26 protein-coding genes are annotated in these 25,553 nt (G+C 64.1%); 8 read left to right on the top strand and 18 right to left on the bottom strand.

The features are described from left to right. Positions 1 to 3: 3 nt before the first annotated feature. Both AT700_RS22990 and AT700_RS22995 read left to right on the top strand, forming a co-directional pair. Positions 4 to 597 carry a phosphoheptose isomerase gene (locus AT700_RS22990; protein WP_003094149.1) on the top strand — a complete coding sequence of 198 codons (594 nt, stop codon included), beginning with the start codon at positions 4 to 6 and terminating at the stop codon, positions 595 to 597. After that, positions 594 to 1,172 (top strand): BON domain-containing protein, encoded by a 579-nt coding sequence (locus AT700_RS22995; protein WP_003094151.1) that lies wholly within the window; start codon positions 594 to 596, stop codon positions 1,170 to 1,172. The genes AT700_RS22990 and AT700_RS22995 overlap by 4 nt, the downstream gene beginning before the upstream one ends. A 56-nt stretch (positions 1,173 to 1,228) precedes the next feature. Here AT700_RS22995 and AT700_RS23000 read toward each other — a convergent pair whose 3' ends face one another. The 7 genes from AT700_RS23000 to rplM all read right to left on the bottom strand — a co-directional run bounded on the left by AT700_RS23000 (position 1,229) and on the right by rplM (position 6,022). Beyond that, a complete protein-coding gene (locus AT700_RS23000) occupies positions 1,229 to 1,636 on the bottom strand; it encodes a ClpXP protease specificity-enhancing factor (protein WP_003094153.1) in 408 nt (135 codons plus the stop codon). An 11-nt stretch (positions 1,637 to 1,647) separates the two neighbouring features. Then, a complete protein-coding gene (locus tag AT700_RS23005; protein ID WP_003094155.1) occupies positions 1,648 to 2,265 on the bottom strand; it encodes a glutathione S-transferase N-terminal domain-containing protein in 618 nt (205 codons plus the stop codon). A gap of 85 nt (positions 2,266 to 2,350) precedes the next feature. Further along, entirely contained in the window at positions 2,351 to 3,133 is a 783-nt protein-coding gene (locus tag AT700_RS23010) for a cytochrome c1 (RefSeq protein ID WP_003094157.1), read from the bottom strand. Next, positions 3,133 to 4,344 carry a cytochrome b gene (locus AT700_RS23015; RefSeq protein ID WP_003094159.1) on the bottom strand — a complete coding sequence of 404 codons (1,212 nt, stop codon included), beginning with the start codon at positions 4,342 to 4,344 and terminating at the stop codon, positions 3,133 to 3,135. The genes AT700_RS23010 and AT700_RS23015 overlap by 1 nt, the downstream gene beginning before the upstream one ends. Further along, positions 4,344 to 4,937, bottom strand: coding sequence for a ubiquinol-cytochrome c reductase iron-sulfur subunit (gene petA, locus AT700_RS23020; RefSeq protein ID WP_003100631.1), 594 nt, complete (start codon positions 4,935 to 4,937; stop codon positions 4,344 to 4,346). The genes AT700_RS23015 and petA overlap by 1 nt, the downstream gene beginning before the upstream one ends. Positions 4,938 to 5,186: 249 nt before the next feature. Continuing rightward, entirely contained in the window at positions 5,187 to 5,579 is a 393-nt protein-coding gene (gene rpsI, locus AT700_RS23025) for a 30S ribosomal protein S9 (protein ID WP_003098810.1), read from the bottom strand. A gap of 14 nt (positions 5,580 to 5,593) precedes the next feature. Then, entirely contained in the window at positions 5,594 to 6,022 is a 429-nt protein-coding gene (gene rplM, locus AT700_RS23030) for a 50S ribosomal protein L13 (protein WP_003094164.1), read from the bottom strand. A gap of 245 nt (positions 6,023 to 6,267) precedes the next feature. Here rplM and AT700_RS23035 point away from each other — a divergent pair, with 245 nt between their 5' ends. Further along, on the top strand, positions 6,268 to 7,305 hold the full coding sequence (locus tag AT700_RS23035) for an NADP(H)-dependent aldo-keto reductase (protein WP_003145890.1): 1,038 nt from the start codon (positions 6,268 to 6,270) through the stop codon (positions 7,303 to 7,305). A gap of 84 nt (positions 7,306 to 7,389) precedes the next feature. Here the strand turns inward: AT700_RS23035 and AT700_RS23040 are convergent, their stop codons facing one another. Further along, complete coding sequence (locus AT700_RS23040) at positions 7,390 to 8,535, bottom strand: acyl-CoA dehydrogenase family protein (RefSeq protein ID WP_003120905.1); 1,146 nt, start codon at positions 8,533 to 8,535, stop codon at positions 7,390 to 7,392. 253 nt (positions 8,536 to 8,788) lie between these two features. Between AT700_RS23040 and AT700_RS23045 the strand changes: the two genes are divergently transcribed. After that, complete coding sequence (locus tag AT700_RS23045; RefSeq protein ID WP_003120906.1) at positions 8,789 to 9,688, top strand: GlxA family transcriptional regulator; 900 nt, start codon at positions 8,789 to 8,791, stop codon at positions 9,686 to 9,688. A gap of 158 nt (positions 9,689 to 9,846) precedes the next feature. Further along, entirely contained in the window at positions 9,847 to 10,809 is a 963-nt protein-coding gene (locus AT700_RS23050) for a hypothetical protein (RefSeq protein ID WP_003123298.1), read from the top strand. A 64-nt stretch (positions 10,810 to 10,873) separates the two neighbouring features. Here AT700_RS23050 and zapE read toward each other — a convergent pair whose 3' ends face one another. From zapE to AT700_RS23065, 3 genes are all read right to left on the bottom strand, one after another. Continuing rightward, positions 10,874 to 11,968 carry a cell division protein ZapE gene (gene zapE / locus AT700_RS23055; RefSeq protein ID WP_003094297.1) on the bottom strand — a complete coding sequence of 365 codons (1,095 nt, stop codon included), beginning with the start codon at positions 11,966 to 11,968 and terminating at the stop codon, positions 10,874 to 10,876. Positions 11,969 to 12,062: 94 nt separating this feature from the next. Next, positions 12,063 to 13,409: a tryptophan--tRNA ligase gene (locus AT700_RS23060; RefSeq protein WP_003112748.1), complete on the bottom strand. Its 1,347-nt coding sequence runs from the start codon at positions 13,407 to 13,409 to the stop codon at positions 12,063 to 12,065. 67 nt (positions 13,410 to 13,476) lie between these two features. Beyond that, complete coding sequence (locus tag AT700_RS23065) at positions 13,477 to 14,106, bottom strand: alpha/beta hydrolase (protein WP_003098823.1); 630 nt, start codon at positions 14,104 to 14,106, stop codon at positions 13,477 to 13,479. A gap of 144 nt (positions 14,107 to 14,250) precedes the next feature. Between AT700_RS23065 and AT700_RS23070 the strand changes: the two genes are divergently transcribed. Beyond that, positions 14,251 to 14,697, top strand: coding sequence for a YhcB family protein (locus AT700_RS23070; protein ID WP_003094304.1), 447 nt, complete (start codon positions 14,251 to 14,253; stop codon positions 14,695 to 14,697). Positions 14,698 to 14,770: 73 nt separating this feature from the next. Here the strand turns inward: AT700_RS23070 and cysN are convergent, their stop codons facing one another. Then, the gene (cysN, locus tag AT700_RS23075; RefSeq protein WP_003120909.1) at positions 14,771 to 16,672 is read right to left on the bottom strand and encodes a sulfate adenylyltransferase subunit CysN; all 1,902 of its coding nucleotides are present in this window, start codon (positions 16,670 to 16,672) and stop codon (positions 14,771 to 14,773) included. Positions 16,673 to 16,683: 11 nt separating this feature from the next. Next, entirely contained in the window at positions 16,684 to 17,601 is a 918-nt protein-coding gene (gene cysD, locus AT700_RS23080; RefSeq protein WP_048521646.1) for a sulfate adenylyltransferase subunit CysD, read from the bottom strand. Between the two features lie 343 nt (positions 17,602 to 17,944). Between cysD and mltB the strand changes: the two genes are divergently transcribed. Beyond that, positions 17,945 to 19,048, top strand: a complete 1,104-nt coding sequence (gene mltB / locus AT700_RS23085; RefSeq protein ID WP_003098827.1) for a lytic murein transglycosylase B — start codon at positions 17,945 to 17,947, stop codon at positions 19,046 to 19,048. On the opposite strand, the gene AT700_RS23090 is transcribed toward mltB, so the two are convergent. Continuing rightward, positions 19,035 to 19,793 (bottom strand): Nif3-like dinuclear metal center hexameric protein, encoded by a 759-nt coding sequence (locus tag AT700_RS23090; RefSeq protein ID WP_003094318.1) that lies wholly within the window; start codon positions 19,791 to 19,793, stop codon positions 19,035 to 19,037. The two genes, mltB and AT700_RS23090, sit on opposite strands and share 14 nt — an antisense overlap. A 116-nt stretch (positions 19,794 to 19,909) precedes the next feature. Here AT700_RS23090 and algW point away from each other — a divergent pair, with 116 nt between their 5' ends. Continuing rightward, positions 19,910 to 21,079, top strand: coding sequence for a Do family serine endopeptidase AlgW (gene algW, locus AT700_RS23095; protein WP_003098831.1), 1,170 nt, complete (start codon positions 19,910 to 19,912; stop codon positions 21,077 to 21,079). Positions 21,080 to 21,121: 42 nt separating this feature from the next. On the opposite strand, the gene hisC is transcribed toward algW, so the two are convergent. The 4 genes from hisC to murA form a co-directional block, all read right to left on the bottom strand. Continuing rightward, the gene (hisC, locus tag AT700_RS23100; RefSeq protein WP_033966343.1) at positions 21,122 to 22,177 is read right to left on the bottom strand and encodes a histidinol-phosphate transaminase; all 1,056 of its coding nucleotides are present in this window, start codon (positions 22,175 to 22,177) and stop codon (positions 21,122 to 21,124) included. 2 nt (positions 22,178 to 22,179) lie between these two features. Continuing rightward, positions 22,180 to 23,502 carry a histidinol dehydrogenase gene (gene hisD / locus AT700_RS23105; RefSeq protein WP_003094326.1) on the bottom strand — a complete coding sequence of 441 codons (1,323 nt, stop codon included), beginning with the start codon at positions 23,500 to 23,502 and terminating at the stop codon, positions 22,180 to 22,182. A 125-nt stretch (positions 23,503 to 23,627) separates the two neighbouring features. After that, entirely contained in the window at positions 23,628 to 24,263 is a 636-nt protein-coding gene (gene hisG / locus AT700_RS23110) for an ATP phosphoribosyltransferase (protein WP_003098837.1), read from the bottom strand. A gap of 17 nt (positions 24,264 to 24,280) precedes the next feature. After that, positions 24,281 to 25,546, bottom strand: coding sequence for a UDP-N-acetylglucosamine 1-carboxyvinyltransferase (gene murA / locus AT700_RS23115; RefSeq protein ID WP_003094332.1), 1,266 nt, complete (start codon positions 25,544 to 25,546; stop codon positions 24,281 to 24,283). Between the last annotated feature and the right edge of the window lie 7 nt (positions 25,547 to 25,553).

A 25,553-nucleotide genomic window follows, 5' to 3' on the forward strand; every position in this document is an offset into this window, starting at 1 on the left:
CCGATGGACATGCAACACCGTATCCGCCAGCTCTTCCAGGCCAGCATCGAGACCAAGCAGCAGGCGCTGGAAGTACTGCCTCCCTATATCGAGCAAGCCAGCCTGGTGATGGTCAATGCGCTGCTCAACGAGGGCAAGATCCTCTCCTGCGGCAATGGCGGCTCGGCCGGCGATGCCCAGCACTTCTCCTCCGAACTGCTCAACCGCTTCGAGCGCGAACGTCCGAGCCTGCCGGCCGTGGCCCTGACCACCGACAGCTCGACCATCACCTCGATCGCCAACGACTACAGCTACAACGAAGTCTTCTCCAAGCAGATCCGCGCCCTGGGCCAGCCGGGCGACGTCCTGCTGGCGATTTCCACCAGCGGCAATTCGGCCAACGTGATCCAGGCCATCCAGGCGGCCCACGACCGCGAGATGCTGGTGGTCGCCCTGACCGGCCGCGACGGTGGCGGCATGGCTTCGCTGCTGCTGCCGGAAGACGTGGAGATCCGCGTTCCTTCCAAGATCACCGCACGCATCCAGGAAGTCCACCTGCTGGCCATCCACTGCCTCTGCGACCTGATCGACCGCCAACTGTTCGGGAGTGAAGAATGAGCCGTACCGCCTTCGTCGCCGCCACCCTGGCCCTGAGCCTGGCCCTGGGAGGCTGCAGCAGTTTCCTCAGCGCCACCCGGGACAAACCGATCGACGACGATCGCGGGACCCGAACCATCGGCAGCAAGATCGACGACTCGCTGATCGAGACCAAGGCCGCGGTGAACATCGCCAAGGCCGATCCGGCCCTGGACAAGGACTCTCACATCGTCGTGGTCAGCTACAACGGCATCGTTCTGATCGCCGGCCAGACCCCGCGCGCCGACCTCAAGAGCAAGGCCGAACAGGCCGCGCGCACGGTGCAGAAGGTCAAGAACGTGCATAACGAACTGCAGGTGACCTCGCCCTCCTCCCTGCTCGCCCGCAACAACGACGCGTGGATCACCACCAAGCTGAAGACCCAGATGCTCAGCGATCCCAACGTGCCCTCGTCGCGGATCAAGGTGGTCACCGAGAACGGCATCGTCTACATGATGGGCCTGGTCAACCAGCAGGAAGCCGCCCAGGCTGTCCGCGTCGCCCAGGGCGTCGACGGGGTGCAGAAGATCGTCAAGCTGTTCGAATACATAAACTGAAGAACAGCGAACGAAAAAAAGGCGATCCTTCGATCGCCTTTTTCATTGCCCGCCGTTTACTTGACCACCTTCAGGGATGGCCTGCCACTGGGACGCGGCGGCTCATCGGACGGTCCGCCATCGTCATCGCCCGGCTCGTCGTCCACCGGACCCGGCTGCTCCAGATCGAAGACCATGCCCTGGCCGTTTTCCCGGGCGTAGATGGCCATTACCGCCAGCGCTGGAATGTACAGGCTCTGCGCCACGCCGCCGAAACGCCCCTCGAAGCTGACCGCCTCGTTGTCCATGTGCAGATGCCGCACGGCAGAGGGCGAGACATTGAGCACGATCTGCCCATCGCTGGCATAGCCCGGAGGCACCTTTACCCCGGCGAACTCTGCGTTCACCAGGATATGCGGCGTGCAATCGTTGTCGACGATCCATTCATAGAGCGCGCGGACCAGATAGGGACGGCTGGAATTCATCTTCATGTTCCTTAACGCATATCTCGTTCAACGGAAGACAGGCTGGCCCGGAAGCTTTCCCGGGCGAATCCGCGCTCCATGTAGTCGAGCAACGGCTTGGCCTGCCGCGGCAACTCGATGCCCAGCAGCGGCAGACGCCAGAGGATCGGCAACAGGCAGCAATCCACCAGGCTGAAATCCTCGCTGAGGAAATATGCCTTGTCGGCGAACAGCGGGGAAACCCCGGTCAGGCTCTCGCGCAACTCCTTGCGCGCCTGGACCCGCTCGGCCTCCTTGCTGCGCGCATCCAGGATCCGGTCCACCAGGGAACACCAGTCCCGCTGGATACGATGGATCAACAGGCGGCTGTTGGCACGCTTCACCGGATAATCGGGCAGCAGCGGCGGATGCGGATAGCGTTCGTCGAGGTATTCCATGACCACCGTCGGCTCGTACAGCGCCAGGTCGCGATCGACCAGGGTCGGTACGCTGCCGTAGGGGTTGACCTCCGCCAGCATCGGCGGACAGCGGCCCGCCTCGATATCGATCACCTCTACCGCCACGTTCTTCTCGGCCAGGACCAGGCGGATGCGATGGCAGTAATGATCGGCAGGGTCGGAATAGCAGGTCAGCTTGTTGATTGAAGCCATGGAGCCCTCCTCGCAGGTCGACTTGTGGGAGGTGAAAAGACGCGCGCGCCCCGTAGGGCGCGCGCTTCGAAGACCAACGTGCGGGTTAGTGCACGTCCTTCCAGTACTCGCGCTTGAGGAGATAGGCGAATACGAAGAAGAAGGCCAGGTAGAGCAGGACGTAGGTACCGATACGCTCGGAGGCCAGCTTGTTCGGGTTGGCCGAATAGGCCAGGAAGGTCACCAGGTTCTTGACCTTCTCGTCGAACTGAGCTTCGTTCAGTTCGCCGGTCTTCGGCACCACGGTCAACTGGTCACAAGCTTCGTGAGTCAGCGGGGTACCGGTCAACGGATCGAACTGCTTCTTGCCATCCTCGACCACCTGTACCTGCTTGCAGCCGATCACCTGGCGTCCCTGCAGGGGCGCCAGGACGTTCGGCATGCCGACGTTGGGGAAGATCACGTTGTTCACGCCCCACGGACGCTTGGGATCCTCGTAGAACGAGCGCAGGTAGCTGTACAGCCAGTCGGTGCCGCGTACGCGGGCAACCAGGGTCAGATCCGGCGGAGCGGCGCCGAACCAGGTCTTGGCGTCGGCCGGCTTCATGCCGATGTCCATGTGGTCGCCGATCTTGGCGCCGGTGAACACCAGCTTCTCCATCATCAGATCGGCAGGAATGCCCAGGTCGGTGGCGACACGCTCGTAACGCTGGAACTTGGCGCTATGGCAGCCCATGCAGTAGTTGGCGAAGGTACGCGCGCCATCCTGCATGGCCGCCTTGTCGGTCAGGTCGATGTCGACATGATCCAGTTGCGGCCCATGGCCGCCAGCGGCGAAACCCAGGACTGGCAGTACCGCCAGAATCAGTGCAGCGAATTGCTTTTTCATCAGCCAGTCACCCTTTCCGGAACCGGTTTGGTCTTCTCCATCCGGGTGTAGAACGGCATCAGGATGAAGAAGGCGAAATACAGGACGGTGCAAACGCGCGACAGGGTAGTACCCAGCGGGCTCGGAGCCTGGGCGCCGTAGTAGCCGAGGATCACGAAGGACACCGCGAAGATCACCAGCCACAGCTTGCTCAGCCAGCCCTTGTAGCGGATCGAGCGAACCGGGCTGCGATCCAGCCACGGCAGGACGAACAGCACGGCGATCGCCGCACCCATCGCCACCACGCCCATCAGCTTGTCCGGAACCGCGCGGAGGATCGCGTAGAACGGGGTGAAGTACCAGACCGGAGCGATGTGCTCGGGGGTCTTGAACTGGTTGGCCATCTCGAAGTTGGGCTTCTCGAGGAAGTAGCCGCCCATTTCCGGGAAGAAGAAGATCACGGTGCAGAAGATGAACAGGAACACCACCACACCGACGATATCCTTCACGGTGTAGTACGGATGGAACGCGATGCCGTCCAGCGGTACGCCGTTCTCGTCCTTCTTCTTCTTGATGTCAACGCCGTCCGGGTTGTTCGAACCGACTTCGTGCAGCGCCAGGATGTGCAGCACGACCAGGCCGAGCAGGACGATCGGCAGGGCGATCACATGCAGGGCGAAGAAGCGGTTCAGGGTGATGCCGGAGATCAGGAAGTCACCGCGGATCCACTGGGCCAGGTCTTCGCCGACCACCGGAATCGCGCCGAACAGGGAAATGATCACCTGGGCGCCCCAGTAGGACATCTGACCCCAAGGCAGCAGGTAGCCCATGAAGGCCTCGGCCATCAGCGCCAGGTAGATCAGCATGCCGAAGATCCACACCAGCTCGCGCGGCTTCTGATAGGAGCCGTAGAGCAGGCCGCGGAACATGTGCAGGTAGACCACGATGAAGAACGCCGATGCACCGGTGGAGTGCATGTAGCGAATGATCCAGCCGTAGTCGACATCGCGCATGATGTATTCGACGGAAGCGAACGCCTCTTCGGCCGACGGCGTGAAGCTCATGGTCAGCCAGATGCCGGTGAGGATCTGGTTGACCAGCACCAGCAGCGCCAGGGAACCGAAGAAATACCAGAAGTTGAAGTTCTTCGGTGCGTAGTACTTGCTCAGATGGTCTTCCCACATCTTGGTCGCGGGAAAACGCGCATCGACCCAAGCCATGAACTTGTTCATCAGGCTTTCTCCTGGTCCACGCCGATGGTGATGACGTCGTCAGCATCGAACGTATAAGGCGGAATCGGCAGGTTCAGCGGCGCTGGCTGGCCTTTGTAGACACGACCGGCGAGGTCGTAGTGGGAGCCGTGGCAAGGGCAGAAGTAGCCACCCTTCCAGTCCGGACCGAGGTCGGCGGGGGCGACTTCGGGACGGAAGGTCGGCGAGCAGCCCAAGTGGGTGCAGATGCCGACGATCACCGCCAGTTCCGGCTTGATCGAGCGAAGCTTGGGATCGACGTACTCCGGCTGCTCCGAGGCCTTGGAGTCCGGGTCGGCCAGTTGTCCTTCGAGGCTCGGCAGGGCGTCCAGCATCTCCTTCGTGCGGTGCACGATGAATACAGGCTTGCCGCGCCATTCAGCGATGATCTGCTGACCTGGATCGATCTTGCCCACGTTCACCTGCACCGGCGCGCCAGCAGCCTTGGCTTTGGCACTGGGGAACCATGACCCTACGAACGGGACCGCAGCACCCACCGCTCCCGCCGCGCCAACCACAGAGGTGGCCGCGACGAGGAAGCGACGCCGGCCTGCATTCACGCCGTCATTACTCATTCAGTCGTCTCCCATCAGCTTCAGACCTGTTCTAATCAGGCCTTTAAGTAAAAATTCGAGCCGCGCAAAAAATTCGCCAAATGGTAAAGAAAACCCCCTTTGATGACAAGGTAATAGCCTGACACAAAACGCCCGAAACCCTTGTAGGGCGCGCCCTTCGGCCATGCGACACCTTGCCGCAGAGTTAAAGCGTAGACATAAAAAAACGCCCAGCTCCGAAGAGGTGGGCGTTTTTCAGCAAGCGTCGAATTAACGCTTGGAGTACTGCGGACGCTTACGCGCTTTACGCAGACCGACTTTCTTACGCTCGACTTCACGGGCATCGCGAGTCACGTAGCCGGCCTTGCGCAGCGAGCTACGCAGGGTTTCGTCGTACTCGATCAGGGCACGGGTGATGCCGTGACGGATCGCACCGGCCTGACCGCTTACGCCACCGCCAACGACGGTAACGAAGATGTCGAACTTCTCGACAGTCTCGGTCAGCTCGAGCGGCTGACGCACGACCATGCGAGCGGTTTCACGACCGAAGAACTGATCGAGACCACGGTTGTTGATGGAAATCTTGCCAGTACCCGGACGCAGGAAGACGCGAGCGGTAGCGGTCTTACGACGGCCAGTGCCGTAATTTTGAGTCGCCGACATAATGAGCTATCCCGTTAAATCTTCAGTTCTTGGGGCTGCTGAGCGGTGTGCGGGTGGCTGGCACCCTTGTACACCTTCAGCTTGCGATACATATCGCGACCCAGAGGGTTCTTCGGCAGCATGCCTTTTACAGCGGTCTCGATGACGCGCTCAGGGGCCTTGGCGATCAGCTTCTCGAAGTTGATCGACTTGATGCCGCCCGGGAAGCCGGAGTGGTGGTAGTACATCTTGTCGGTGGTCTTGGCACCGGTCACACGCACCTGCTCGGCGTTGATGACGACGATGTAGTCGCCGGTGTCAACGTGCGGAGTGTACTCAGGCTTGTGCTTGCCACGCAGGCGGCGGGCAATTTCGGTCGCCAGACGACCCAGGGTCTGGCCGGCAGCGTCGACGACGAACCAGTCGCGCTGTACAGTTTCCGGTTTCGCGGTATAGGTTTTCATTCGTTATAGCCTCAGGGGCCGCCTGAAAATAAGACGGCGAATCTTACTGGACAGTGGTTGCCTTGACAAGTCAAGGACAGCCGAAAACAGACACGAATTGGGGCTCGGGTCGGTGTGCGTCCGTAACGACTAGATACATCGATCGGCAGGCTTGGCATCCCCCACCGATGAAAGGCTGCGGAATTATGCAGATTTCGCCAGAATTTACAACCGCATTAACCACTTAATTTCACGAGGACACCCGCATGGAGTATCGCCCGCTCGGCCGCACCGATCTGAAAGTCAGCGCCCTCTGCCTCGGCACCATGACCTGGGGCGAGCAGAACAGCGAGCAGGACGCCTTCGCCCAGATCGCCAGGGCCAAGGCCGCCGGGATCAATTTCATGGATACCGCCGAAATGTATCCGGTGCCGCCCCGCGCCGAGACCTACGCCAGCACCGAGCGCATCATCGGCAACTGGTTCCGCCGCAGCAGCGACCGCGCCGACTGGATCCTCGCCAGCAAGATCGCCGGCCCCGGCAACGGCATCAGCCATGTGCGCGACGGCAACCTCAAGTTCAACCGCCAGCACATCGTCGCCGCCCTCGATGCCAGCCTGGAGCGCCTGCAGACAGACTGGCTGGACCTCTACCAGTTGCACTGGCCGGAGCGGCGGACCAACTTCTTCGGCCAGCTCGGCTACCAGCACCAGGAAGAGAGCTTCACACCGCTGGAGGAAACCCTGGAAGTGCTCGACGAGCAGGTGCGCGCCGGCAAGATCCGCCACATCGGCCTGTCCAACGAGACGCCCTGGGGCACCATGACCTTCCTCAGGCTCGCCGAGGAGCGCGGCTGGCCGCGCGCGGTATCGATCCAGAACCCCTACAACCTGCTCAACCGCAGCTTCGAGGTGGGCCTGGCGGAAATCGCCATCCGCGAGCAGTGCGGCCTGCTGGCCTACTCGCCGATGGCCTTCGGCATGCTTTCCGGCAAGTACACGGACGGCGCCCGCCCGGCCAACGCGCGCATCAGTCTGTACAGCCGCTTCACCCGCTACACCAACCCGCAGGCGGAAGCGGCCTGCGCGCGCTACGTAGCGCTGGCCCGCGAACATGGAATGGAACCGGCGCAGATGGCACTGGCCTACGTCACCTCGCGGCCGTTCGTGACCAGCAACATCATCGGCGCCACCTCGCTGGAACAGCTGGAAACCAATCTCGGCAGCGTCGACCTGAGGCTGGACGAGGAATTGCTCGCCGGTATCGATGCAATCCACCGGGAGCAACCGAACCCGGCTCCCTGAGCCTCCAGGGGCCTGGCGCTGCCGCGGGTTCGGCGGACAACCGCGCGATGCGGTCGTCCGCCCCTCCCGGTGACCAGGCGCGCCTCACAGGGCCCGCGCGATGATCTCCTTCATGATCTCGTTGGTACCGGCGTAGATCCGCTGCACCCGGGCATCGGCCCAGGCCCGCGCCACCGGATATTCCCACATGAAGCCGTAGCCGCCGTGCAACTGCACGCATTCGTCGAGCACCTTGCATTGCAGGTCCGTCGTCCAGTACTTGCACATGGCGGCGGTGGGTACGTCCAGCTTGCCCTGGAGATGCTGCTCCATACATCGATCGACGAAGACCCGGCCGACCTGGATCTCGGTAGCCATCTCGGCAAGCTTGAAGCGGGTATTCTGGAAGTCCGCCACCGACTTGCCGAACGCCTTGCGCTCGCGAGTGTAGTCGAGCGTCCATTGCAGGGCCGCCTCGGCCGACGCCAGCGCGCCGATACCGACGGTCAGGCGCTCCTGCGGCAGCTCCTGCATCAGGTAGATGAATCCCTGGCCGTCCTTGCCGAGCAGGTTCTCCCGGGGAATCCGCACATCCTGGAAGAACAGCTCGGAGGTGTCCTGGGCCTTCATCCCGACCTTCTCCAGGCGCTTGCCCTTGCTGAAGCCCGGCGTACCCGCCTCGACCACGAACAGGCTTATGCCCTTGGCGCCAGCCTTCGGATCGGTCTTCGCCACCACGATCACCAGGTCGGCGAGGAAGCCGTTGGTGATGAAGGTCTTCGAGCCATTGATGACGTACTCGTCGCCATCCAGTACCGCAGTGGTCTTCACCCCTTGCAGGTCGGAACCGGCCCCCGGCTCGGTCATGGCGATGGCCGCGACCATCTCGCCGGATACCAGCTTCGGCAGGTACTTGCGCTTCAGCGCCTCGCTGCCGTAGTGGAGGATGTAGGGTGCAGCGATGTCCGAATGCAGGGAGAAACCGATCCCGGTCAGGCCGGCCCGACCGATCTCTTCGATGACCACGGCGCTGTAGAGGAAGTCCGCGCCCATCCCGCCATACTCTTCCGGCAGGTGCGAACAGAGCATTCCGGCCTCGCCGGCCTTGTTCCAGAGCGCGCGGTCGACATGCCCATCCTTTTCCCATTGGTGATGGAAAGGCACGGCTTCCTGTTCGAGGAACTTGCGCACGCTGTCGCGAAACAGTTCGTGGTCGGAGCTGAACAGGGTTCTCGGTATCATCGTGGTCACCTGGAAACAGTCTGGGATCGGGTTGGCTGCACGCGGCAGGTCTTCGACTGTAGGGAAATGCCCCGACCGACGCACTGGACAGTTGCGCCAAAAAATAAGACGATCCAGCCGCCTTTTGACCGCTTTCCCTTACTCACAACAACGATAAAAATCCATGCGCGCTCAATCCGCTCCGGTGCTGAAACATGTCGGCATCGTCGCCATCGACGGCGTCTTCGCCTCGACCCTGATGCAGGCCAAGGACTTCTTCCACATGGCCAGCCTGCGCCACGGCAAGCAGCAGGGCCTCGGTCTCCAGCCGGCCTTCCGCACCCGCATCCTCAGCCCCGACGGCCAGCCGGTACGCAGCTTCAGCGGCGACAGCATCGCCGTCGACGGTCCCCTCGCCGCCTGCGATATCGTGGTCCTGCCCGCCTTCTGGGGCGATTTCGACGCGCTCGAACGGCGCTATCCGCAAATCGTTCCCTGGTTGCGCCGCAGCCATGCCGAGGGAACCGCCCTCTGCGGCGAGGCGACCGGGGTCTTCTGGCTGGCCCAGGCAGGTCTACTGGATGGCAAGGAAGCGACCACCTACTGGCGCTTCTATCGAGAATTCGCCGAACGCTTCCCGAACGTGCTGCTCAATCAGGAGAAGCACCTGACCGATGCCGACGACCTGTTCTGCGCCAGCGGCGTCACCTCCGCCTGCGACCTCTACATCTATCTGATCGAGCGTTTCTGCGGCGGATCGGTGGCCCAGGCGGTGGCCCGGGATACCCTCTACGAAGTACAGCGCAGCTACACCCCAGGGCGCATCGGCTTCGGCGGACAGAAGCTGCACCATGACCCGACGATCCTGCAGATCCAGCAATGGCTGGAAGACCACTTCGCCGACAAGTTCCGTTTCGAGGACGTCGCCCGCGACCACGGCATGAGCATCCGCAACTTCATGCGGCGCTTCCAGGCCGCTACCGGCGACAAGCCGCTGCACTATCTGCAGCGACTGCGGATCGAGACCGCCAAAGGCATGCTCTCGAGCACGCGCAAGAGCATCAAGACGATCAGCTACGAGGTCGGCTACGACGACGCCAGCTTCTTCGCCCGCCTGTTCCGCCAGCACACCGAACTCTCTCCCCACCATTACCGTCGCCAGTTCATGCAGAAGGAAAGCTGAGCCGGACATCGCCGGGCCTGCCCGAACGGCATCGGCGCCGGCGCTTTCCCTACAGAACCTAGGATAGGTAGCCAGGTCGGCCTTCGCGGGTTCTCATGAATCCGCAGGCCCGCCGCAGACGCGGGCGTTCCGAACAACGACAAGAACGGACCTTTGCCATGCGCCTTTATCTGCTCGCCTTCCTGGCCCTCTTCGGTATGAATGCTATGGCCGCCGACAACTGGAAAGCCTTCCCCTACGACCAGAGCGCCTATGACTATCCAGGCGACAAGTTGAAGGAAGCCTGGCCGCGCCTGACCCGCGGCTTCGGCGACTATCCCTATCCGGACGCCGACTGGGTGGTGAACATGGCGACCGCCCATCCGGATGCCCTGGAAAAGACCGTGAAGGCCGGCACCGGCTTCACCGGCAAGCCGGAAGAGGCCACGCAATATGCGGCACGACTGCAGGATGTCTGGCGCCTGCTGTTCCGCGGCGACTACGCCAAGGCCAAGGAGCAGGGACTGGCCTTGGGAGTCGGCGGCCAGGTACCGGCGATGTTCGCCCAGGTGCTCTACGCCATGTTCCTGGCTCCCGACCAGGCGGAGAAACAGCGCCTGCTCGAAGAGGTCATCGACTACACCGAACAGGCCGGCCCGCTGGTCAAGGCCGATATCGTCGCCCAGTTCGGCAGCGTCTACGCCAAGGCGCGCCTGGCCGAGGAGCTATCGGTACCGGTAGTGCTCAAGCGCGGCTATACCAGCGAAATACCCAAGGAACTGGACGCTCTCCTGGCCAGGCAACCCAACCAGCCGTTCGCCCTGGCGCTCTACGGCGGCTACGAGGCGGGAGTGATCCGCAAGGTCGGCAAGCTGGTCGGCAAGATGACCTACGGGGTCAGCGCCGACAAGATGGAGCAGTACTTCGCCCGCTCCTTCCGCCAGGCCAACGACCTGCCGATCGGCCACTACGAGTACGCCAACGCGCTCACCTACGTATACGGCGACGACGAGCGGGAGAAGGCCATCGCCCAACTGAAGCAGGCCGTGGCGATCAAGCCGATCAACGCCATGGAAGCCCTCGAAGTGGCCCATGCGAAGAAGCTCCTCGCCGGCTTCGAGCAGAACACCGCGCAGCGCTGAAACGCCGCGCGCCCATGAAAAAAGGGGTGGCCATCGGCAACCCCTTTCTCGTTTCCGCCCCGGATCAGGGCCGGTGCGGACGCGTCAGGTATTCGTGGGACTGCATTTCCAGCAGACGACTGAGGGTGCGCTGGAATTCGAACTCCAGCCGGCCGCCGCTGTAGAGATCCTTTAGCTCGACCTCGGCGGAGATGATCAGCTTGACGCTGCGGTCGTAGAACTCATCCACCAGGTTGATGAAACGCCGCGCCATGTCGTCCTTGGTGACGCCCATCTGCTCGACGTTGGAGATCAGCACGGCGTGGAAAATCTTCGCCAGTTCGATGTAGTCGTTCTGGCTGCGCGGGCCGTCGCACAGCTCACGGAATTCGAACCAGGCCACGTCGTCGCAGGTCAGGCGCGCGCGGATCTCGCGGTTCTCGATCATCAGCGCCTCGTCGCGCTGGGCCTTGGCACAGTCCGGGGTCAGGGCCTTGAAGCTGCGCGCCATCTCCTCCTCGACCTGTTCGCTGAGCGGCCAGTGGAACAGCTCGGCCTGCTCCAGCGCGCGCAGGCGATAGTCGACGCCGCTATCGACGTTGACGATCTCGGTATGTTCCTTGAGCAGGGCGATCGCCGGCAGGAAACGGGCGCGTTGCAGGCCGTCCTTGTACAGGCCGTCCGGCACGATGTTGGAGGTCGCCACCAGGCTCACGCCGTTCTTGAACAGCTCTTCCAGCAGGGTGGCGAGGATCATCGCGTCGGTGATGTCGGAGACGAAGAACTCGTCGAAGCAGATCACCCGCGCCTCGTCGGCGAAGCGCTTGCCGATGATGGTCAGCGGGTTCTTCTCGCCCTTGAGGGTCTTCAGTTCTTCGTGCACCCGCTTCATGAAGCGGTGGAAGTGCGTGCGCACCTTCTGCTCGAACGGCAGCGACTCGAAGAAAGTGTCCACCAGGTAGGTCTTGCCACGGCCGACGCCGCCCCAGAAATACAGGCCCTTCACCGGCCCGCCGGACTTCCTGCCGAGCAGCTTGCCGAACAGGCCGGGCTTGGCGTGGTCGGCGGCGACCAGGTCATCGTAGAGGCGTTGCAGATGCTTCACGGCATTCGCCTGTGCGGCATCGTGGAAGAAATCGGGGCGTTGGAGATCGGCCTGGTAGCGCTCGAGGGGCGTCATGATCGGTAGCAATGCAACGAAAACGGGGCCGTCACTTTAGCGACGACCCCGTCTCTTGGCAATCGGCCATCCGTCGAGGATGTACCGGGGCTGCCTACTCCTGCGGTGCCAGCGCTTCGCGGGTGCGCTCGATGGCGGCGTCACGGGCGGCGGCGTCGGCGAAGGCCGGGCTCTGCGCCACCGCCTCGCCATCCAGCCACAGGCCAAAGGCATTGCCCTCGGCCCGCAGGTCGGCAGTCTCGCCAGCCAGCAGGCGCTTGCTCACCGCACCGGCGGCCTTGCCGTCGGCGAAGGCGCGGGACAGCAGTAGCTGTTCGCCGGCGGCGTCCAGCAGGCGGAAGCGGAAGCTGCCGTCGTCGTCGCGGAAGCTGACCAGGCGCGCAGCCTTGGCGGCCTTCTTCTTGCCGCTCTCGGCACTTTTCAGCGGCTCGCGCAGGGAGCGCAGGCCGACTGCCTCGCGCAACTCGGCGATGAATGGGGTGGCGATGCGGCGCGCCTTGGCGGCACCTGCGAGGAGAATGTCCTCGATATCGTCCGGCTTGGCGATCAGCGCCTGGTAACGCTCGCGAGCCTCGCCCAGTTCGTTGTCGAGCAACTGGAACAGGCGCTGCTTGGCTTCGCCCCAGGCCAGGCCTTCGAGCAGTTCCTGGCGGAACGCGGCGACCTGTTCGGCGCTGGCGAAGGCCGAGTAAAGAAGGAACAGGTGCGAACTGTCCGGGTCTTTCGGCTCGCCCGGCGCGCGCGAGTCGGTGACGATGCGTGCGATGGCGTCCTTGAGCTGCCTGGACGGGCTGAACAGCGGGATGGTGTTGTCGTAGCTCTTGGACATCTTGCGCCCGTCCAGGCCCGGCAGGGTGGCGACGTTTTCCTCGATCACCGCTTCGGGCAGGACGAAGAACTCGCGGCCGTTGCCGAACAGGTGGTTGAAACGCTGGCCGATGTCGCGGGCCATCTCCACGTGCTGCACCTGGTCGCGGCCGACCGGGATCTTGTGCGCGTTGAACATCAGGATGTCCGCGGCCATCAGCACCGGATAGCTGTAGAGGCCCATGGTCACGCCGGCGTCCGGGTCTTCGCCAGCCTCGACATTGCGGTCCACCGCGGCCTTGTAGGCATGCGCGCGGTTGAGCAGCCCCTTGGCACTGACGCAGGTGAGCAACCAGGTCAGCTCGGGAATCTCGGGGATGTCCGACTGCCGGTAGAAGGTCGCACGCTCGACGTCCAGGCCGCCGGCCAGCCAGGTCGCGGCGATTTCCAGGCGCGAGCGCTGGATACGAGCGGGATCGTCGCACTTGATCAAGGCGTGGTAGTCCGCCAGGAAGTAGAACGAATCCACGTCGCTCCGACGGCTGGCGAGGATCGCCGGGCGGATGGCGCCGGCGTAGTTGCCCAGGTGCGGAGTGCCGGTAGGAGTGATGCCGGTCAGGATACGAGTAGTCATGCGATACCAGATGTCAGGCAAAGAAAAGAATGGCGCGCCGGATGGTAGCAGGGCCGGCGCGACGACGTCAGTCCTGCAGGCGTGGCAGCAACAGGTCCTTCAGATCGATCAGCTTGCCATGGAAGAAATGTCCGCTTTCTGCCACCCGCAACAGCTCGTGCGGTCGTGCCAGGGACTCGCTCCAGGCATATACCGCGGCCGGCGTGACCACGTCGTCGTCCTCCGGCTGCACCACGGTCAGCGGGCAACGCGCAGGCAGGCTGACCGCGAAGCGTTCCACCGGCGGCGCGATCATGAACAGCCGCGCCAGCCCGACGCCCTGCGCTTCCAGGCGACCCGCCAGATTGCCGGCGACGCAGGAGCCGAAGGAAAAGCCCATCAGTGTCAGCGGCAGCCCCGGATGGCGTGCCAGCAACCAGCGCGCGGCGGCCTCGGCGTCGTCGATCTCGCCGATCCCCTCGCCATAGCTGCCAGCGCTCTGGCCAACGCCACGGAAGTTGAAACGCAGGGTCGCCAGGCCGGCATCGCGGGCGCTGCGTTGCAGAGTGGCGACCACCTTGTTCTGCATGGTGCCGGCGAACAGCGGGTGCGGATGGCAGACCAGGGCGATGCCGCGGGCATCGGGCAGATCGAGGTGCAGGGCTTCCAGCGGCCCGCAGGGGCCATCGATGGATACAGGGATTTCGCGGGTAGACAAACAGGAACTCCGTGACCCCGGCTCGGGTCGACTCGTCTAGCAGATTACTCCAAGCGACACAGGCACTTACTCGCGTGCCGTGGTATACAGCTCGGACTCAAGCCGTTAACGTAAAGCAAAGCCGCCTATAGAGGAAGGATTCGCGTGGAACAGTCGCTCACCGCCTGGCTGCTGCCGGCCCTCGCCCTGGTCGCCGGGGTCGCCATCGGTTTTCTGATCGCCCGCCTGCTGCCCAACGCCGCGCCGAACAAGGTGCAACGCCAGATGGACGACCTGCAGGACCGCTTCGACAGCTATCAGCGCGAAGTCGTGACCCATTTCAACACCACCGCCAGCCTCGTGAAGAAGCTGACCCAGAGCTACCAGGACGTGCAGGAGCACCTCTCCGACGGCGCCCAGCGCCTGGCCCTGGACGAACAGACCCGCCAGCGCCTGCTGGCTGCGCTGCATGCCGACGAGGCCTATCCGGCCGAGCGCCGCGAGCGCCTGACTCCGCCGGCCTCCGGCGAAGTGCCGAAGGACTATGCGCCGAAAAGCCCGGACAGCCCCGGCACCCTCGACGCCACCTACGGCCTGAAAGGCAAGTACTGACGCGCTGCGCGAACCTGCCGACGCCCATGAAAAAGCCCCGCATCCGCGGGGCTTTTTCATGGCTGCGAGACGATCAGATCGCCTGGCGCTCGCGCAACAGGTCGAGCACCTGCTTCACGCCGTCCTCGACGCTCAGCGCCTGGGTATCGATCACCAGGTCGGCATCCAGCGGCACGTCGTAGGGGAAGGACTCGCCGGGGATATTGTCCTCGCCCGCCGCATACAGCCCCTGTGGATCGCGTTCGCGGCAAACCTGCGGCGACGCCTGCACATAGACGGTGATCAGGCGCTCGGCGCCGATCAGCGCCCTGGCCTGCTCGCGCCCTTCCGCGCTCGGCGCGACGAAGGCGCAGAGGCTGATCAACCCGGCCTCGTTGAACTGCTTGGCGACATGGGCGGTGCGCAGCCAGTTCTCGGTGCGTCCGGCGCGGTCCTGCGGCAACCCCTTGTTCAGGTCGTGGCGCAGGTTCTGCCCGTCCAGCACGTAGACCGCGCGGCCCATATCGAACAGCTTGCGCTCCACGGCGTAGGCCAGGGTGCTCTTGCCGGCGCCGGAGAGGCCGCTGAACAGTACGGTCGCCGGCTGCTGGCCGAAGCGGCCGGCACGCTCCTCGCGCGTCACATGGGCATTCGAACCGTGATGAGCGCTGCTGCCATGGGCCGCCGACGGAGCGGAGATGATCATGCCGGCGCCAACGGTGCCGTTGGTCAGGCGATCGATGACGATGAAGGCGCCGGTGGTGCGGTTCTGCTCATAGCCATCGAGCGCGATGGGCGCGTCCAGGCTGACCTTGACCCTGGCGATCTCGTTCAGCTTCAGCTCGCTGCCCGGGGTCCGCTCCAGGGTATTCACGTCCACCTTGTGGACGATGCTCGGAATCGAACCCGGCACATAGCTGGTAGCGCGCTTGATATCGTACTTCTTGCCCGGAAGCATCGGCTCCTCGGCCATCCACACCAGCATGGCATCGAAGCCGTCGGTGACCAGCGGGCGATTGTCGGCATGCACCAGCATGTCGCCGCGGGAAACGTCGATCTCGTCTTCCAGGGTCAGGGTGACGGCCTGGCCGGGACCGGCCTGCTCCAGTTCGCCCTCGAAGGTGACGATGGATTTCACCTTGCTGCCCTTGCCCGACGGCAATGCCACCACTTCGTCGCCCTTGCGCACCACGCCGCTGGCCAGGGTGCCGGCGAAACCGCGGAAGTTCAGGTTCGGCCGGTTCACGTACTGCACCGGGAAGCGCATGTCATCGAGGTTGCGGTCGGCGGCGATCTCGACGGTTTCGAGGATTTCCATCAGCGACTGGCCGGCGTACCAGGGCGAACGCTCGGACTTGTTGACCACGTTGTCGCCCTTGAGCGCCGACATCGGCACGAAGTGCAGCGAACTGGTCTTCAGACCGATCTTCTCGGCAAAGGCCAGGTAGTCGGCCTTGATCTGTTCGAAGACACCCTGGTCGAAGCCCTTCAGGTCCATCTTGTTGATGGCGACCACGATATGCCGGATACCCAGCAGGGACGCGATGAAACTGTGCCGGCGGGTCTGGGTCTGCACACCGTAGCGGGCATCGATCAGGATGATCGCCAGGTCGCAGGTCGAGGCACCGGTAGCCATGTTGCGGGTGTACTGCTCATGGCCGGGCGTGTCGGCGATGATGAACTTGCGCTTGGCGGTGCTGAAGTAGCGGTACGCCACATCGATAGTGATGCCCTGCTCGCGCTCGGCCTGCAGGCCATCGACCAGCAGCGCCAGGTCGACGTCGTCGCCCGTGGTGCCGACTTTCTTCGAGTCGCGGGTGATGGCCTCCAGGTGATCCTCGTAGATCATCTTGGAGTCGTGCAGCAGGCGCCCGATCAGGGTGCTCTTGCCGTCATCGACGTTGCCGCAGGTAAGGAAGCGCAGCAGTTCCTTGCGTTCGTGCTGCCCCAGGTAGGCGAGGATGTCCTCGCTGATCAGATCGGATTGATGAGACATGCTGCGTATCCTCAGAAATAGCCCTGACGTTTCTTTTCTTCCATCGAACCGGCCTGGTCATGGTCGATGACCCGACCCTGGCGTTCGGAAGTACGCGTCAGGAGCATTTCCTGGATGATTTCCGGCAGCGTGGTGGCGCTGGACTCGACCGCGCCGGTGAGCGGGTAGCAGCCGAGGGTACGGAAGCGCACCATGCGCTTCTCGATGCGGGCTTTCTCTTCGTCAGAGAGATGCTCGAGGATGCGCTCGTCGTCGATCATGATCAGCGTGCCGTTCTTCTCGATAACCTCGCGCTCGGCGGCGAAGTACAGCGGGACGATCGGGATGCCTTCCAGGTAGATGTATTGCCAGATGTCCAGCTCGGTCCAGTTGGACAGCGGGAAGACGCGGATCGACTCGCCCTTCTTCACCTTGCCGTTGTAGATGTTCCACAACTCGGGACGCTGGTTCTTCGGGTCCCAGCGGTGCTTGCTGTCGCGGAACGAATAGACCCGTTCCTTGGCCCGCGACTTCTCCTCGTCGCGGCGCGCGCCGCCGAATGCAGCGTCGAAACCGTACTTGTCCAGGGCCTGCTTGAGTCCCTCGGTCTTCATCACGTCGGTGTGCTTGGCGCTGCCGTGGGTGAACGGGTTGATGCCCTGGGCGACGCCGTCCGGGTTGACGTGGGTGATCAGGTCCAGGCCGATTTCCTCGACCATCCGATCGCGGAACCTGTACATCTCCTGGAATTTCCAGCGGGTGTCCACGTGCATCACCGGGAAGGGCAGCTTGCCGGGGAAGAAGGCCTTGCGGGCCAAGTGCAGCATGACCGCGGAATCCTTGCCGATCGAGTACAGCATCACCGGGTTATCGAACTCGGCGGCCACCTCGCGGATGATGTGGATGCTTTCCGCCTCCAGCTGTTTCAGGTGCGTCAGTTTGTCGACCATGGCTACTCACGGAATTGCTTATGGACGGCCGTCGGGCCGTAGACGAACGCGCACTCTATCACAGCGCAAGGCTCTAAAAGATTCGCCATTTATACCGAAAAAATATACCCATATAGCCATCAGCGCTCAGCCTCGCAGCCGGCGAAAACACTGGCGTCGAGAGGTTTTCCAGGGGCGTTTCGCAGACCGGGCGGACAAAGCTGAGACGGCATCGTCCCGGACCGGACAAAGCCGTCGCCGCGACAGCGAGCAGACGGTCCGCCCCCTTTCGGCGGCTCGACTTGTACGCCGGCGGCACTGCGCTAGCATAGCGGGCATCGTCATTCCGCCAAGAAGCCCCCAGATGCGCCGTACCGCCCTCGCCCTGCCCCTGTTCCTTCTGGTCTCAGCATGCAGCAGCGAACCGACGCCACCACCGAAACCCGCCGCCAAACCCCAGGCTCGCACCGTCATTTCACCCCGCCCCGTACGCCAGTCGGTGCAACCGATACTGCCGCTGCGCGGCGATTACGCGAACAATCCGGCGGCACAGCGCTTCATCGACAGGATGGTCAGCCAGCACGGCTTCAACCGCCAGCAACTGCACGACCTGTTCGCCCAGACCCAGCGCCTGGACTGGGTGATCCGCCTGATGGACCGGCAAGCCCCGACCTATACCCCACCCAGCGGACCGAACGGCGCCTGGCTGCGCTACCGGAAGAAGTTCGTCACGCCAGGCAACGTACAGAACGGCGTGCTGTTCTGGGACCAATACGAAACCGACCTGCAACGGGCATCGCGCGTCTACGGCGTGCCGCCGGAGATCATCGTCGGCATCATCGGCGTGGAAACCCGCTGGGGGCGTGTGATGGGCAAGACGCGGATCATCGATGCGCTGTCCACCCTGTCCTTCTCCTACCCTCGCCGCGCGGAATTCTTCAGCGGCGAACTGGAGCAATTCCTCCTCCAGGCGCGCAAGGAAGGCACCGACCCGCTGGCCCTGCGCGGTTCCTATGCCGGCGCCATGGGCTACGGCCAGTTCATGCCGTCTTCATTCACCAAGTACGCGGTGGACTTCGATGGCGATGGGCATATCGACCTGTGGAATCCGCGTGACGCCATCGGCAGCGTCGCCAACTATTTCAAGCAGCACGGCTGGGTCAGCGGCGATCGCGTGGCGGTTCCCGCCAGTGGCCGGGCTCCCTCGCTGGAAGATGGCTTCAAGACGCTGTACCCGCTGGACGTGCTCGCTTCCGCCGGATTACGCCCGCGGGGTCCGCTCGGCGGCCACCGGCAAGCCAGCCTGCTGCGCCTGGACATGGGCAGGAACTACCAGTACTGGTACGGCCTGCCGAACTTCTACGTGATCACCCGCTACAACCACAGCACCCACTACGCGATGGCCGTCTGGGAACTGGGCAAGGAAGTCGACCGGGTGCGTCACCGCTCCGTCGTCAGGCAGGATTAGGACAGTCGATGAACAAGTGCTCGATGGCGAAGCGCTTGCCCAGGTAGTCGCCCAACGCCTGTACCCCGTAGCGCTCGGTGGCATGGTGTCCGGCGGCGATGAAGCTGATGCCGTTCTCCCGCGCGCTGTGCACGGTCTGCTCGGAAACCTCGCCGGTCAGGTAGGCATCGACGCCAGCGGCGATCGCCTGGTCGATATAGCCCTGGGCGCCGCCGGTGCACCAGGCGATGCGCCGGATCGGCTGACCGGCATCGACCAGCAGCGGCTCACGCCCCAGCGCATCGCGCACATGCCGAGCGAAATCGGCAGGCTGCATCGGCTCGGCAAGCGAACCGAGGAGGACGATGGAACGCGGGTTGCCCGGCTCCAACGGCCCTTCCACTTCGAAGCCGAGCTGCCGGGCGAGCTGCACGTTGTTGCCCACCTCCGGATGCAGATCCAGCGGCAGGTGGTAAGCGAGCAGACTGATATCGTTGTTCAGCAGGGTCTTCAGGCGCCGTTGCTTCATGCCGACCACGCAGGGGTTCTCACCCTTCCAGAAGTAACCGTGATGCACCAGCACCACGTCGGCGTCGGCCTCCACGGCGGCATCCAGCAGCGCCTGGCTGGCAGTGACCCCGCTGACGATCCGCCGCACCTGCGGCCGGCCTTCGACCTGCAGGCCGTTCGGGCAGTAGTCCTGGATGCGCGCGGCATCCAGATAACGGTCGGCCTCTTCGACCAGGGTGCTCAGGGCGATAGCCATGCAAATTCCTCTTCATTCAGGCAGGGCGCGCCGCTCCTCTAATGGACGGCTTCCCCCTATAATGGGCGCCACCTTATCGGCCGCTTTTCGGCCTCGCAACCCCAAGGATTTTCCCGATGCCCAAGGCCCTGCGTTTCCTCGGCTGGCCCGTGCTGGTCGGCGTGCTGCTGGCCCTGCTGATCATCCAGCACAACCCCGAGCTGGTCGGCCTGCCACGCCAGGAGGTGCACGTCGAGCAGGCGCCTCTGCTCAGCCGCCTGCAGGAAGGCCCGGTGTCCTATGCCAACGCGGTGAGTCGAGCGGCTCCGGCAGTGGCCAACCTGTACACCACCAAGATGGTCAGCAAGCCCTCCCACCCCCTGTTCGACGACCCGATGTTCCGCCGCTTCTTCGGCGACAACCTGCCGCAACAGAAGCGCATGGAGTCGAGCCTCGGCTCGGCGGTGATCATGAGCGCGGAAGGCTACCTGCTGACCAACAACCACGTGACCGCTGGCGCCGACCAGATCATCGTGGCCTTGCGCGACGGCCGCGAAACCATCGCCCAGTTGGTCGGCAGCGACCCGGAAACCGACCTGGCCGTGCTGAAGATCGACCTTAAGAACCTGCCGGCGATGACCCTCGGCCGCTCCGACGGCATTCGCACCGGCGACGTCTGCCTCGCCATCGGCAACCCGTTCGGCGTCGGCCAGACCGTGACCATGGGCATCATCAGCGCCACCGGACGCAACCAGCTCGGCCTGAACACCTACGAAGACTTCATCCAGACCGACGCGGCGATCAACCCCGGCAACTCCGGCGGCGCGCTGGTGGACGCTGCCGGCAACCTGATCGGCATCAACACGGCGATCTTCTCCAAGTCCGGCGGCTCCCAGGGTATCGGCTTCGCCATCCCGACCAAGCTGGCCCTGGAGGTCATGCAGTCGATCATCGAGCACGGCCAGGTGATCCGCGGCTGGCTCGGCGTCGAGGTCAAGGCGCTGACCCCGGAACTGGCGGAGTCGCTGGGCCTCGGCGAAACCGCCGGGATCGTCGTCGCCGGCGTCTATCGCGACGGTCCGGCGGCACGCGGCGGCCTGCTGCCGGGCGATGTGATCCTGACCATCGACAAGCAGGAAGCCAGCGACGGCCGCCGCTCGATGAACCAGGTGGCGCGCACCCGTCCGGGACAGAAGATCAGCATCGTGGTGCTGCGCAACGGACAGAAGGTCAACCTGACCGCCGAGGTCGGCCTGCGTCCGCCGCCGGCACCGGCTCCACAGCAGAAACAGGACGGCGGCGAGTGATCCCCGTCATTGAAAACGGCGCCCTCGGGCGCCGTTTTCGTATCACTTGAGGAAGTGCAGGGCGTCCAGTAGCGCCTGGTTCTGCTCCGGACTGCCGATGGTGATACGCAGGAACTGGTCGATCCGCGCCTGCTTGAAATGGCGGACGATCACTCCCTGCTCGCGCAGGGTCGAGGCAATCTGCCCGGCATCGTGCCGCGGATGACGGGCGAAGACGAAGTTGGCGGCCGACGGTAGTACCTCGAAGCCCAGCGCCTGCAAAGAGGCGCTCAACGCCTCGCGGCTATCGATCACTGCCTGGCAGGTCCGACGGAAATAGGCGTCGTCCTCGAAAGCCGCCGCCGCGCCGGCGATCGCCAGGCGATCCAGCGGGTAGGAATTGAAGCTGTTCTTGATCCGCTCCAGCGCCTCGACCAGATCGGCATGGCCGACCGCCAGGCCGACCCGCAGGCCGGCCAGGGAGCGCGACTTGGACAGCGTCTGGGTGACCAGCAGGTTCGGGTAGCGATCGACCAGGGCGATGGCGCTCTCGCCGCCGAAGTCGACATAGGCCTCGTCGACTACCACCACCGAATCCGGCGACGACTTCAGCATCGCTTCGATGGCGTCCAGCGGCAGCAGGCAGCCGGTCGGCGCGTTCGGATTGGGGAAGATGATTCCGCCGTTGGGCCGCGCGTAGTCTTCGACGCGGATGCGGAACCTTTCATCCAGCGCGATCTTCTCGTGCGCGATCCCGTACAGGCCGCAATAGACCGGGTAGAAGCTGTAGGTCACGTCCGGAAACAGCAGCGGCAGGTCGTGTTGGAAGAGGCCATGGAAAATGTGCGCGAGCACCTCGTCGGAGCCGTTGCCGACGAACACCTGGTTGGCCTGTACGCCGTAGTGCGCGGCGACCGCCTGCTTCAACCGCTCGCCGTTGGGATCGGGATACAGGCGCAGGTCGTCGTTGAGTTCCGCCTGCATCGCGGCGAGCGCCTGTGGCGACGGACCGTAGGGATTCTCGTTGGTGTTCAGCTTGACCAGCCGCGACAGCTTCGGCTGCTCGCCCGGCACATAAGGCACCAGGTCCTTGACGAAGGGACTCCAGAATTTGCTCATGCTCAGGCCTCCTTCTCGTCGAGGATGCGGTATTCGGCACTACGCGCGTGGGCGGTCAACGACTCGCCGCGAGCCAGCACCGAGGCGGTACGACCGAGGACCGAAGCGCCCTCGGCCGAGCAGTTGATGATCGACGAACGCTTCTGGAAGTCATATACCCCCAGCGGCGAAGAGAAACGCGCGGTACCGGAGGTCGGCAGCACGTGGTTCGGGCCGGCGCAATAGTCGCCCAGGGCCTCGGCAGTGTAGCGGCCCATGAAGATCGCGCCGGCATGGCGGATCTCCGGCAGCCAGCTTTCCGGATCGGCCACCGACAGCTCCAGGTGTTCCGGGGCGATGCGGTTGGCGACCGCACAGGCCTGGGCCTGGTCGGCGACCTGGATCAGCGCGCCGCGCCCCTCCAGGGAGGTGCGGATGATCTCGGCGCGCTCCATGGTCGGCAGCAGGCGAGCAATGCTGTCCGCGACGCGGTCCAGGAACGCCGCGTCCGGACTGACCAGGATCGACTGGGCGTCTTCGTCGTGTTCGGCCTGGGAGAACAGGTCCATGGCGATCCAGTCGGGATCGGTCTGGCCGTCGCAGACCACGAGGATTTCCGAGGGACCGGCGATCATGTCGATGCCGACCTGGCCGAACACGTGACGCTTGGCGGTGGCCACGTAGATGTTGCCGGGGCCGACGATCTTGTCCACCCGCGGCACGCTTTCGGTGCCGTAGGCCAACGCGGCCACGGCCTGTGCCCCGCCGATGGTGAAGACACGGTCGACGCCGGCGATGCAGGCGGCGGCGAGGACGATCTCGTTGATCTCGCCGCGCGGGGTCGGTACGACCATGACCACTTCGGACACCCCGGCGACCTTGGCCGGGATCGCATTCATCAGCACCGAGGACGGGTAGGACGCCTTGCCGCCCGGCACATAGAGCCCGGCGCGGTCCAGCGGGGTGACCTGCTGGCCGAGCACCGTGCCGTCGGCCTCGGTGTAGCGCCAGGAACCCTGCTTCTGCTTCTCGTGGTAGCTGCGCACGCGCTCGGCGGCGACTTCCAGGGCTTCGCGCTGGGCTACGGTGATACGGGTGAGAGCCAGCTCCAGGCGCTCGCGCGGCAGGATCAGGTCGGCCATCGAGGCGGCCTGGAGACCGTCGAAGCGCTGGGTGAACTCGACCACGGCGGCGTCGCCACGGCTGCGTACGGCGGCGATGATGTCGAGGACGCGCTGGTTGACCGAATCGTCGGAGACACTTTCCCAGCTCAGCAGATGATCCAGATGACGCCCGAAGTCCGGATCAGCGGCATTGAGTCGACGGATAGCGAAGGGAGCGGTCATAGCGAGCCTCTTTTATGGATGGCGTTGTCTCGGGCGCCGCTAGACTACCAAGCCCACCGTGCGGGCACCCGAGAAAATTTGGCTATGACACGGATAGGCAGGTGCAGCGCGGAGCCGCACGGGTATCAGTGACGGTGTCGCGCCTCGACGGCGTCGCGCAGGGTATCGATCAGCGACTGGATGCGACCGTGCTGCATCTTCATCGAGGCCTTGTTGACCACCAGGCGCGAGCTGATCGTGGCGATCAGTTCCTGGGGCTCCAGGCCGTTGGCGCGCAGGGTATTGCCGGTATCCACGACGTCGATGATCTTGTCGGCGAGACCGACCAGCGGCGCCAGCTCCATCGAGCCGTACAGCTTGATCACGTCGACCTGGCGGCCCTGCTCGGCGTAGTAGCGCTTGGCGACATTGACGAACTTGGTGGCCACCCGCAGGCGTCCCTTGGGTTCAGGCGCGCCAATGGCGCCGGCGGTCATCAGCTTGCAGTTGGCGATACGCAGGTCCAGCGGTTCGTAGAGTCCCTGGCCGCCGTACTCCATCAGCACGTCCTTGCCGGCCACGCCGAGATCGGCGGCGCCATGCTCGACATAGGTCGGCACGTCGGTGGCGCGCACGATGAGCAGGCGCACATCGGACAGGGACGTCGGGATGATCAGCTTGCGGCTCTTGTCCGGGTTCTCCGACGGTACGATGCCCGCCGCTGCGAGCAGCGGCAGGGTATCGTCGAGAATCCGGCCCTTGGACAAGGCGATGGTCAGCATTTGCGCGACAGCCTCCGCTAGCCCGGTACGCGGCGGATCTTGGCGCCGAGCAGCTGGAGTTTCTCTTCGATGCACTCGTAGCCACGGTCGATGTGGTAGATGCGATCGATCAGGGTGTCGCCTTCGGCCACCAGGCCGGCGATCACCAGGCTCGCGGATGCGCGCAGGTCGGTCGCCATGACCGGAGCGCCCTTGAGCTTGGGTACGCCGGTGACGATGGCGGTGTTGCCTTCGACGAGGATTTGCGCGCCCATGCGGTTCATTTCGTAAACATGCATGAAGCGGTTCTCGAAGACCGTCTCGATGACCGCGCCGGTGCCTTCGGCTACCGCGTTCATGGAGATGAACTGGGCCTGCATGTCGGTGGGGAACGCCGGGTACGGCGCGGTACGCACGTTGACCGCCTTCGGCCGGTTGCCCTTCATGTCCAGCTCGATCCAGTTGCTGCCGGTGCTGATGTGGGCACCGGCCTCTTCCAGCTTCTGCAGGACCGCCTCGAGGATGGTCGGGTCGGTATCCTTCAGCTTCACCCGGCCACCGGTCGCGGCCGCGGCCACCAGGTAGGTGCCGGTCTCGATACGGTCGGGCAGTACGTCGTAGCGAGCACCGCCGAGGCGCTTCACGCCTTCGATGACGATGGTATCGGAGCCAGCGCCCTGGACGTTGGCGCCCATGGCGTTCAGGCAGTTGGCCAGGTCGACCACCTCCGGCTCGCGAGCGGCGTTCTGCAGCACGGTACGGCCGTTGGCCAGCGCGGCAGCCATCATCAGGTTCTCGGTGCCGGTCACGCTGACGGTATCGAAGAAAAAGTGACCGCCACGCAGGCCGCCGGCCGGCGCCTTGGCCTTGATGTAGCCGCCTTCGACCTCGATCTGCGCGCCCATGGCCTCGAGACCGCGGATATGCAGGTCGACCGGACGCGAACCGATCGCGCAACCGCCCGGCAGGGCCACTTCGGCCTCGCCGAAGCGCGCCAGCATCGGGCCCAGCACCAGGATCGAGGCACGCATGGTCTTCACCAGTTCGTACGGCGCGACCAGGGTTTTGATGCTGCTGGCATCGACTTCGACGTTGAGCTTCTCGTCGATGATCGGCTGCACGCCCATGCGGCCGAACAGTTCGATCATGGTGGTAATGTCGTGCAGGTGCGGCAGGTTGCAGACGGTGACCGGAGTATCGGCCAGCAGGGTCGCGGCCAGGATCGGCAGCGCCGAGTTCTTCGCGCCGGAAATGCGGATTTCGCCATCGAGGCGGTTACCGCCGGTAATAATCAGTTTATCCATTGCAATG

The organism is Pseudomonas aeruginosa (assembly GCF_001457615.1).
Lineage (GTDB): Bacteria > Pseudomonadota > Gammaproteobacteria > Pseudomonadales > Pseudomonadaceae > Pseudomonas > Pseudomonas aeruginosa.